The organism is Thiorhodococcus mannitoliphagus (assembly GCF_010915725.1).
Classification (GTDB): Bacteria; Pseudomonadota; Gammaproteobacteria; order Chromatiales; family Chromatiaceae; genus Thiorhodococcus; species Thiorhodococcus mannitoliphagus.
In genome coordinates this window covers 1-9,388 of the sequence record NZ_JAAIJR010000174.1, presented here as the reverse complement: position 1 = coordinate 9,388, position 9,388 = coordinate 1, and the positions used below count along the sequence as shown (strand labels likewise).

At 64.0% G+C, this 9,388-nt stretch carries 8 protein-coding genes; 6 read left to right on the top strand and 2 right to left on the bottom strand.

Translation table 11 applies throughout. From position 1 onward, the window contains the following. The first annotated feature begins 122 nt into the window (after positions 1–122). From G3480_RS23660 to G3480_RS23650, 3 genes are all read left to right on the top strand, one after another. Positions 123–2,027 (top strand): VTT domain-containing protein, encoded by a 1,905-nt coding sequence (locus G3480_RS23660; protein ID WP_240906015.1) that lies wholly within the window; start codon positions 123–125, stop codon positions 2,025–2,027. Between the two features lie 129 nt (positions 2,028–2,156). Further along, complete coding sequence (locus tag G3480_RS23655; RefSeq protein ID WP_164656697.1) at positions 2,157–3,704, top strand: GMC oxidoreductase; 1,548 nt, start codon at positions 2,157–2,159, stop codon at positions 3,702–3,704. Then, entirely contained in the window at positions 3,701–4,129 is a 429-nt protein-coding gene (locus G3480_RS23650; protein WP_164656695.1) for a hypothetical protein, read from the top strand. The genes G3480_RS23655 and G3480_RS23650 overlap by 4 nt, the downstream gene beginning before the upstream one ends. A 623-nt stretch (positions 4,130–4,752) precedes the next feature. Here the strand turns inward: G3480_RS23650 and G3480_RS23645 are convergent. Together G3480_RS23645 and G3480_RS23640 are read right to left on the bottom strand one after the other, a co-directional pair. Then, positions 4,753–5,373: a LysE family translocator gene (locus tag G3480_RS23645; RefSeq protein WP_164656693.1), complete on the bottom strand. Its 621-nt coding sequence runs from the start codon at positions 5,371–5,373 to the stop codon at positions 4,753–4,755. A gap of 17 nt (positions 5,374–5,390) precedes the next feature. Next, positions 5,391–6,425, bottom strand: a complete 1,035-nt coding sequence (locus G3480_RS23640) for an alpha/beta fold hydrolase (RefSeq protein WP_164656692.1) — start codon at positions 6,423–6,425, stop codon at positions 5,391–5,393. A gap of 249 nt (positions 6,426–6,674) precedes the next feature. Here G3480_RS23640 and G3480_RS23635 point away from each other — a divergent pair, with 249 nt between their 5' ends. From G3480_RS23635 to G3480_RS23625, 3 genes are all read left to right on the top strand, one after another. Continuing rightward, the gene (locus tag G3480_RS23635) at positions 6,675–7,907 is read left to right on the top strand and encodes a DNA cytosine methyltransferase (RefSeq protein WP_164656689.1); all 1,233 of its coding nucleotides are present in this window, start codon (positions 6,675–6,677) and stop codon (positions 7,905–7,907) included. A gap of 549 nt (positions 7,908–8,456) precedes the next feature. Next, the gene (locus G3480_RS23630) at positions 8,457–8,714 is read left to right on the top strand and encodes a hypothetical protein (protein WP_164656688.1); all 258 of its coding nucleotides are present in this window, start codon (positions 8,457–8,459) and stop codon (positions 8,712–8,714) included. 83 nt (positions 8,715–8,797) lie between these two features. Next, a complete protein-coding gene (locus G3480_RS23625) occupies positions 8,798–9,061 on the top strand; it encodes a hypothetical protein (RefSeq protein WP_164656686.1) in 264 nt (87 codons plus the stop codon). Positions 9,062–9,388 lie beyond the last annotated feature (327 nt).

The following is a 9,388-nucleotide window of genomic DNA, read 5'->3' as shown; positions in this document are numbered from 1 at the left end:
CAGAAACGGGGGGGTAAGTCACTCAACACCACCACGAGTTCTAGCGGCAACATCGGGCAGCCACAAACGGCTGCAATAGCAGAGGCGGACTAACTTAATTTCTGGCTAAAACTGTCCTTGACTTGGGGTCCACCACAGTCTATGTCCTGCTTTGGGACTACGCATCCATCTATGCGTTGGAGCGTGAGCCGCTGTTTCTGGGGGACAATCCCTGGGAGGCGCATCCACGCCTGCATTTCTGCAAGGATGACAAACACCCACTCACGGCGAGCCAGCACCAGAAGCTGGTCGCCATCGATGACACCATCGGCTACTGCGGCGGCTTCGATCTCAGCAAGTGGCGCTGGGACTCAACGGCCCATTCCTCGGAAGACGAGCGTCGTATCGATCCGGACGGCGACCCCTATCCGCCTTTTCATGACCTGCAAATGCTGGTCGACGGGGCTGCAGCGGCCGCCGTCACCGATCTGCTCCTGGATCGTTGGTGCTGGTCAACCGGCATTCGCATCGCACCGCCGAAGGACGCCTCTGACGCCGATGCTTGGCCGGACGGCGTTCCCGTCATGCTGCGCGATCAGCAGGTTGCCATCGCCAGGACGCTGCCCGCCTTTGAGGGTCGTCCCGAGGTGCGCGAGATCGAGCAGCTCTATTTGGACAGCATCGCGTGCGCCGAGCGTCTGATCTACCTGGAGAATCAGTACCTGACGTCGCGCTCCGTCGGCGACGCGCTCTGCGCCTCCTTGGCGCGCGCCCAAGGCCCGGAGGTCATCATCATCCTGCCGCAGCGCACCGGCGCCTGGCTGGAGCAGCACACCATGGACATCCTGCGCGCGCGCATGCTGGAGCGGCTGCGCGAGGCGGATATGCACGGGCGTTTGCGGGTCTACTATCCGGATGTCGCCGGGCTCGCGGATGGCTGCCTCATGGTCCACGCCAAGTTGACCATCGTGGACGACAAGCTGTTGCGCATCGGTTCTTCCAATCTGAGCAACCGGTCGATGGGACTCGACAGCGAGTGCGATCTCTGTGTCCTTGGCGAGACCGATGAAGAGATCGCAGCGATCCGCGCCCTGCGTCATCGCCTGCTCGGGATCTTCTTGGCGATGGATGCCGAACGGGTTGGCCAGGGAGAGGCCCAAGCAGGCGAGCGCGGCGAAGGCTTCATCGATGCGTTAGAAGCCCTGCGCGAGCAGCAAGCTGCCGCAGATAGGCAGCCGCACATCCGACTCCTCCAGCTGGACCAGGAGATCGACCCCGAGTGGGATCGCCAGCTCCCGGACGAGCGCCTCATCGACCCGGACCGTCCCCTCGATGCGGAGCTGTTGGCGGACCTGGCCGTGGGGGGCGAGGAGCAGGTCCCGCACCTTCGCTGGCGCGTCATCCTCGGCGTCGGGCTGATTCTGCTCTTCGTCGGACTGGCGGTGGCCTGGCGCTGGACGGCCTTGGGGGAATGGCTCGATCCCAGCACGGTCGCCGGCGCCGTCAAAGACCTGAGCGACACCTTCTGGGGGCCGCCCATTGCCTTGCTGGGCTTCGTCGCGGCGGCTGTGGTCGCCGTGCCCGTGACCCTGCTCATCCTGGTCTCGGCGATTGTCTTCGGTCCCTTCATGGGCGCAACGGTCGCCTTGGCCGGCTCGCTCTTGTCGGCGCTCGCCGGCTACGGCATAGGTGGCTATCTCGGGCGCTCCGCCGTCGAACGCATGGTGAGCGGCGGGCTGGAGCGCCTGCGTAAACGTCTGCGCCGCCATGGCGTCCTCACCATCGTGACGGTGCGTGTGGTCCCGGTTGCGCCCTTTGCCGTCATCAATCTCTTCGCGGGGGCATCCCATCTGCGCCTGCGCGATTTCATGCTTGGTACGGCAATCGGCATGACGCCAGCGATCCTGGCCATGTCGGTCTTCGCCGAGGGGCTGATGTCCCTGATCAGCAAGGCGGACTTGCGTGCCGTCGCGCTGGTGCTGGTCGGGGTCTTGGCGGTCGTCGGCCTGACCTGGTATGGGAAGCGGATGCTGACCGCCGATGACTGAGGCCGCCTGGACCAGGGTCGCGACCGCTGTGCTTGGCCGTCGCGAACATCTGCTTGCGGTAAATCCAGGTCGGGAATAGCATCCGCGCACCCCGATCCGGGGCACTATTGTTCAGGAGCTGAGGGAGCCGTGCTGATCGATGCAGATGATCTTGAGGACGGTAGGCTGTTGGAGGCGGACTTGGCCATCATCGGTGGCGGGCCCGCTGGAATCACCATCGCCCGCGCCATGGCCGGGCCGCGTCGGCGGGTCTGCCTGATCGAGTCCGGCGGGCTGTCGCCGCAAGCCGATACCCAGGCGTTGTATCAAGGTGAGAATGCCGGCATCGCCTATCCGCTCGCCGGCAGCCGACTGCGCTACCTGGGCGGCACATCCGGGCATTGGGGCGGCTTTTGTCGGCCGCTGGACCCGATCGACTTCGAGGTTCGGGATTGGGTGCCGCACAGCGGCTGGCCGTTCGGCCGCGAGGCCCTCGATCCCTACTACGAGGCTGCGAGCGAGGCGGTCCAGGTGGCCCCGGCCCGCTTTGAAGATGCGGACTATTGGCGCGAGCACACCGGCGAGCCCTTGGTGGATTTCCCGGCGGGCCGCATCAGCAATCGCTTCTTTCAGTACAGCCCGCCGACCCGCTTTGGCGATCGCTATCGTGAGGAGCTGCGCACCTCTCCGGATTTGACCCTGCTCCTCCACGCCAACGTCACCAAGATCGCCGCGCTGCCCTCGGCCAGCGCGGTGAGCCACTTGGAGATCCGCACCCTGAGCGGGCGCCGGCTCCAGGTGCGCGCGCCGCGCTATGTGCTCGCGGCCGGCGGACTCGAGAATCCGCGCATCCTGCTCCTGTCCAACGACGTCATGCCCGCGGGCCTCGGGAACGAGAACGACGTGGTGGGGCGCTTCTTCATGGAGCATCCGCATGTCAGCAACTTCGCCGATCTCGTGGTCGCGGATCTGCGTCGCTTGCCGAGCATCTATCGCAGTCGGGTCAATGTGGAGGGGCGCAACGCCCAGGTCGCCTACGTCCCGACTCCCGAGGTGCTGCGCCGTGAGCGACTGCTGAACATCTCCTTCACGACGGGCGTTGCCGGGGCCTATCACAGCGGCGATCGAGCTGGTCTGGGCCCTGACGACACCCAGGCGCGATCTCGTTTGGACATGCTCGAGGCGGCCCGCCGCTTCCTGGCCGATGGTGCCGGCCCCGTCGATGCGGCGGATCCGACCTACGCGGGCGTTTGGCTCGGGATCGGCTGCGCCTGCGAGCCGGTGCCGAATCCCGACAGCCGTGTGACCCTAGCGGAGACGACGGATGCCCTGGGGCAGCGCCAGATCCGCCTCGACTGGCGGCTGACCGAGCAGGACAGGCGCAGCTTCGTTGCCCATGTCCGCTCACTGGGACGCGAGCTTGCCGCCGCCGGAGTCGGTCGGCTCCGGATCAAGGTGGCGGATGACGGTCAATGGCCTGAGTCTGTCATTGGCGGCAATCACCACATGGGCACCACGCGCATGAGTGATGATCCGCAGCGCGGTGTCGTCGACCGCGACTGCCGCGTTCACGGTCTCGACAGCCTCTATGTCGCCGGTAGCTCGGTCTTTCCGACCGCAGGCTCGGCGAACCCCACCCTGAACATCCTCGCCTTGGCCTATCGTCTCGCCGACCATTTGAAGGGGCTGCCCGCATGACCAAAGGCGCATTCTCAGGCCATGATTCAAAGGACAGGGCGGATGCTCTCCGGCTGACCCGTCGTGAGCTGCTGGCCTTGACCCTGGCGGCCGGTCTGTTGCGCGGTCTTCCACAGACCGCATCGGCCGCCCAAACGGCGACCGAGCCGCTCCTGGACGTCGTCTCCAACCGGGCGGCGGCCGCGGTCCTCGGTCGCGCCTATCTCGTGGCTCACCCCGAGGAGGCGGATCTCGCACGCCTGCGCACGCTGCTGCAAGAGAGGCTGCGGACGGATGTTTCAGACGAAGCGAGCATCCTTGTTCGAATTGAGCGCCAGCTGCGCAACGACTATATCCGTGGTGATCTGGTCGAGGTCGACGGCTGGCTCCTGAGCCTCACCGAGGCTCGGCTCTACGCGCTCGCGGCGCTCGCTCGGGCGGGATAGCCCAGCCTAGGCGATTTCCGGGAAGCAACAGACCCGCAGTTCCGATCCCGATGGGCAAAGCCCTGGCGATGCGCTTCTTTGGGAGTGCCGAGGGTTAAGAAAGCGTCCATCAACAACTTCCCCCCTTTCGCAAAGGGGGGCTAGGGGGGATTTCGGGCGGCATCGCTCGCATCGGGAAACAATTGATGGACCCTTTCTAAGGGGCGTGCCCATCATCCCAGCTCAGCGTTTTGCAAGATGGGCACGTCCGTCTGGCGTCGCGGTTGCGTTCAAGCCCAGAGTACGGACTTTGCCCATCCTACCGATCTATTTCGCCGCATCGGCCCCGGCTCCATCGCCTGCCATCATGCTTTGCGTCCGCGTCTGCTTCCAAGGCCGACAGGGCCAGGGGCCGAGGCCAGGCATACGCCGAGTCTGGCCCGCCGCTCAGTAGCGTCGCTAGCGTCGTTATGGCGCTCGGATCGCCGCGATCACTCCTGGGAGCCTGTCCGACTTAGGATGAATCGGCTGCGGAATCGGGAGAAGGGTCCCTTTCGCCCCGCTTTTTCGTGACATAGAACCACTATGCGCCTCAAAACCGGAACGAAATGGCCTCGCTCTCCCACTTCCTCGCTTCGATCCCCCTAAGTCGGACAGGCTCCTAGCCGCTCGAACCCGTCTTGGAAGAGGAGGAATGCTAGCAGGATCAGCATCAGCCCGAGCAGGCGCAGGATGTTGCGATAGAGTCGTCCAGCCAGGAAGGCTCTCGACCTGCCGGTGATGAGCGCCAGCAGGATCTTCGAGCCCACCAAGGCGGCGTAGAAACTGACGATGAAGCGCGCAGCTGCGCCGATCCCCGATTGCATCGCCTCGGTGGTGATGGGGGCGCCGACCGTGAGCCAGAAGAGGTAAGGGTGCGGACTCAAGGCGTTCGCGAGCATGCCTTTGATGAGCGATTGGGGTGGTGTCGACGCCTGTTGCGGATCCATCCCCTCCACACGGAGGCTCTCGACGCCCATCCATAGGACGAAGAGGCCGCCCGCGATCGAGATGCCTCCAAGGATGGCGTCGAGTCCAGACAGGCGTGACAGCACCAGTAGCGTCACCAAGATGATGGGGAGATCGGTGAAGAGGGGGGCGATGGCGACTCTGATACCTGACCGCACGCCATGCCGCAGCGTCTCGGAGATCACCAGCGTCAGCACCGGTCCTGGTGCGAAGCCCGCGGAGACCCCGAGCAGTATCCCCAGTATCAGGTCGTGCATGGGTCGATGGGGCGCGGCTAGTGCCTGCCGAGGGGCTCGTCCGCATCCTCCGTGAGGTGATCCAGCAGCGCGCGATTGAAGCGCGCCGGATCCTGGATCTGTGGGGAATGGCCCAGCTCTGGGAAAGTGACCAGCGTGGCGTTCGGGATAGTCGCCGCCGCCTGACGGGCCAGCGCGGGGTAGTCGCCTAGGGTGCGCGCGACGGCCTCGGGTGCGGCCTTCTTGCCGACTGCCGTGTTATCCCGCTCGCCGATCAGCAGGAGTGTTGGCACGGCGATGTCGCCGAATTGGTGCACGACGGGCTGCGTCAGGATCATGTCGTAGGTCAGTGCCGATTCCCAAGCCACGAGATCACGATCCCCTGCGAACTGTCCCGCCAGCATCTCGACCCAGCGGTCGTAGCGGGGCTCCCACTCGCCCGCGTAGTAGGTGCCTTTCTGATAGGCGGTGATGGCGCTCGCGTTCGTCTTCAGCTGTCCTCGATACCAGTCGTCGATGGTCAGATAGGGCACCCCCTTCTCCAGCCAGTCCTCGAGCCCTATCGGGTTGGCGAGCACCAGGCGCTCGACGGCGTCGGGATACTGCAAGACGTAGCGCACCGCGAGCATGCCGCCCATCGAGTGGCCCATCACAATGGGTCGCTCGACGCCGATCGACTCGAGCAGCGCATGGGTGTTGGCTGCGAGCTGATTGAAGCTGAACTGATAGTGGCGTGGTTTCGAGGATTTGCAAAAGCCGATTTGGTCCGGCGCGATCACCCTGAAGCCGGCTTCGTGCAGTGGCTGAATCACGCTCTCCCAGGTCGCGGCACAGAAATTCTTACCGTGCAGCAGCAGGACGCTGCGGCCGTTCGCGCTGCCATTCGGTGGTGCGATATCGAGATAGGCCATCTCCAGCGGCTGCCCCTGGGACTCGAAGCGGTAAAACGCGACGGGATAGGGGTAGTCGAACCGCTCGAGCCGAGCGCCGAAATTGGGTGTCTCACTGGCCTGGCCCTCCAGCGCGAGTGCCAGCAGACAGAAACCGAGCAGTCCGGCGATGATGCGTAACATTTTGCTCCTCCCAAGGGTAAGGCGGCGTCCGCGCTGTTTACGAGTCGCCCGCGATGAATGACGTCGGGAGGGGATCTTGGTGCGCTGTCCACGAAAGACAAACATCGAGCAGGAGACCGCGTTCCGGGCAAGTGCACGGCACTTCGGTGACCCTTCACAGGCCGCGTATGATGCCGCGATCGTACTCAATGCGGCTGGACCTTGCCTTGACTGCGGCAAGGAGCTTGATGAGAGGAGGGTGAGCAGCAAATGCCGACCGCAATCAGCCTATACACGGGCGTAGGCGGCCTGGATTTTGGCTTCGAGGCGGCAGGTTTCGAGACCCGCATAGCAGTCGAGCTGGATGCGGTGTGCTGCGCTGCGCTCGCCGAGAACCGGCCCAACTGGCCGGTGCTGCGCGGCGACATCCACGCTTTCACCTCTGAGCAGATCCTTGATGCGGCGGACCTCGAGGTCAGAGAGGCCGACGTTCTCATCGGGGGGCCGCCTTGTCAGCCCTTCTCGAAGGCGGGTTTCTGGGTCAGCGGCGAGACCAAGCGCTTGAGCGATCCGCGTTCCAGCACGCTGGAGCAATACCTGCGGGTGCTGCATGACAGCCGCCCGCGTGCCTTCTTGCTCGAGAATGTGCCCGGGCTGGCATTCAGCGCCAAGCGCGAGGGTCTCAGGCTGCTACTTGATGGCATCAATGAAATCAACCGCAGCGCGGGAACCTCATACTCCCCGTCCGTTGCCAAGCTCAATGCAGCGCACTATGGCGTGCCTCAGATGCGCGAGCGTGTCTTTCTCGTCGGCGCTCGCGACGGCACGCCTTTTCGTTTCCCCGCGCCCTCGCATGCGGAGGGGGACGAGGTCGACCTGCTGAGTCAGGGTCTTGAGCCGCTCCGCACGGCATGGGATGCGCTCGGAGACTTGCCGCAAGATCTCGGTGATCCCGCATTGGCGATGCGCGGCAAGTGGGCAGCGCTGCTGCCGACCATCCCGGAGGGTGAGAATTACCTCTGGCACACGTGCCGTGGCGGCGGAGCGCGCATCTTCGGATGGCGCACACGCTTCTGGTCATTCCTGCTGAAGCTGGCCAAGAACCGCCCTGCTTGGACCATCCAGGCGCAGCCGGGTCCGGCGGTCGGCCCCTTCCATTGGCAGAGTCGCCATCTTTCCCCGCAGGAACTCTGTCGCATCCAAAGCTTCCCGGATGCCTTGCGCTTCAATGCGAGACAGCGTGAGGTGCAGCGCATGCTTGGCAATGCCGTGCCCTCGTTGCTCGCCGAGGTGCTTGCCCGCGAAATTCGGGCGCAATTGCTCGACGGGGTCGACGGGTTAGCGCGGACACCGACGCTCCTGCGGCCGCGCCGGGAAGGGATGCCACCCCCAGAAGTGCCGGCGCCGCTGCCCGAGCACTATCGCCGGCTCATCGGCGAGCACGAGGACCATCCCGGCACTGGGCTCGGTCCAGGAGCCCGTCGCCGGGTTGATGCGGTTTGATGCCTTTGCAACCTCAGGCGCCCCCAGCTGCCGAGCCCCTTTCGGCCAAGTGAGCGCTTGCGCTCTTGGGAGCTGGTGCGCATCGCTGGACGAGCGTATGCCGGCCTCCACCGAGCCCGCAATCCGCTCTTGAGTTGGTGGGACTGAGGCTGCGTTGAGGACTGCCGCAGACAGCCGCCAATCGGCCGCGTCGATGGCGCAGTCCCGGTGGTCAAAACTCGATCGGACGACGGGTTTCTGAGGGCTGATCACACCTTGGCGTCGTCGCGCACAGCTTATCCACAGCCCTGATCACAGGGGGCGGGGATAACCGTTCTCAGGGTCTTGGTGGGGGTATTTGCCAACACTTTTTGGAACTCTGTTTGTCACTATCAAACAAAGCGACCCGCTTTCGGCCCTTGCCCCCATAAGGCGCATCCACAAAAGCCTTGTCCCACCTGGCCTCGCGGCGCGTTTTCGAAAGTTGGCATGGTGGCTGCTTTAACCTCAGCAAGCGCAACGACGGCGCGACGACTTCAGAATCATTCAACGCGCATTCGGAGAGACATCATGCTGACCATCACCGACCTCACCATTCGCCACGACCTCGATGCAGCGGCCATGAGCAACGTCCGCGGCGGTTTCGCCCTGAGCGACTTCGACGCCTTGTTTGGCACCGCGATCGTCAATGCCCCCGAGATCGATCTTGGCACACACGCCCTGCTGCAGAGCCAAGGCGTCGCGGTCGATCAATCCGGCAACATCGGTGGACTGAACCTGGTGTTCTCGAATCAGACCCAGAACGGCATCGCCGGTCAGGTCGCCTAAACCAGCCAACCCTGAACCCTTTGACCCAGGCCCTTTGATCCAGACCCTTTGATCTAAGAACTGAAGAGAGAAAGGAGAAAACCATGTTGACCATCACAGACCTGACGGCTGACTGCACCCTCGACAAGGCCGCCATGAGCGGCGTGCGCGGCGGCCTCGCTATTGCCGGAGGCGACGTCGCTTCCTTCTTCGGCTACTTCAACAGCCCGACGCTCGATCTCGGCACGCATGAGCTGACCCAGAGCCAATCGGTCGCTGTCGACCAAGGCGGCGCGACTGGCGGCTTCAACATCAGCGGGGTCAGCCAGACGCAGAACGGCATCAGTGGTCAGGTCTCCCTATTCTAAGAGCGTGTCCATCAATTGTTTCCCGATGCGAAGGATCCCGCCCGAAATCCCCCCTGGCCCCCCTTTGCGAAAGGGGGGAAGTTGTTGATGGCCACTTTCTAAGACCGAGCCACTTGCGCGATGCAGTGAGAAACGGGGGCCTCGGCCCCCGTTCTCTTTGCTGGTCGTGTCAATTGATGGGCAGTTGCTGTCGGTGCCATGGTCGAAAGCAGGCCAAAGAGGCTGTCTGAATATTGCAATTGCCCGAGCTGTAGATACTCTGTTCTGACGCAAGTCCGATTTGCCTCCTGTCCATCATTTTTTTCTATCGGCATCGTTGTCTCAGCG

What these genes read in the sequence shown, in the direction of transcription:
- G3480_RS23650 (WP_164656695.1), top strand. Translation starts at nt 3,701, where the DNA reads ATGACCAAAGGCGCATTCTCAGGCCATGATTCAAAGGACAGGGCGGAT.
- G3480_RS23645 (WP_164656693.1), bottom strand. Translation starts at nt 5,373, where the DNA reads ATGCACGACCTGATACTGGGGATACTGCTCGGGGTCTCCGCGGGCTTC.
- G3480_RS23640 (WP_164656692.1), bottom strand. Translation starts at nt 6,425, where the DNA reads ATGTTACGCATCATCGCCGGACTGCTCGGTTTCTGTCTGCTGGCACTC.
- G3480_RS23635 (WP_164656689.1), top strand. Translation starts at nt 6,675, where the DNA reads ATGCCGACCGCAATCAGCCTATACACGGGCGTAGGCGGCCTGGATTTT.
- G3480_RS23630 (WP_164656688.1), top strand. Translation starts at nt 8,457, where the DNA reads ATGCTGACCATCACCGACCTCACCATTCGCCACGACCTCGATGCAGCG.
- G3480_RS23625 (WP_164656686.1), top strand. Translation starts at nt 8,798, where the DNA reads ATGTTGACCATCACAGACCTGACGGCTGACTGCACCCTCGACAAGGCC.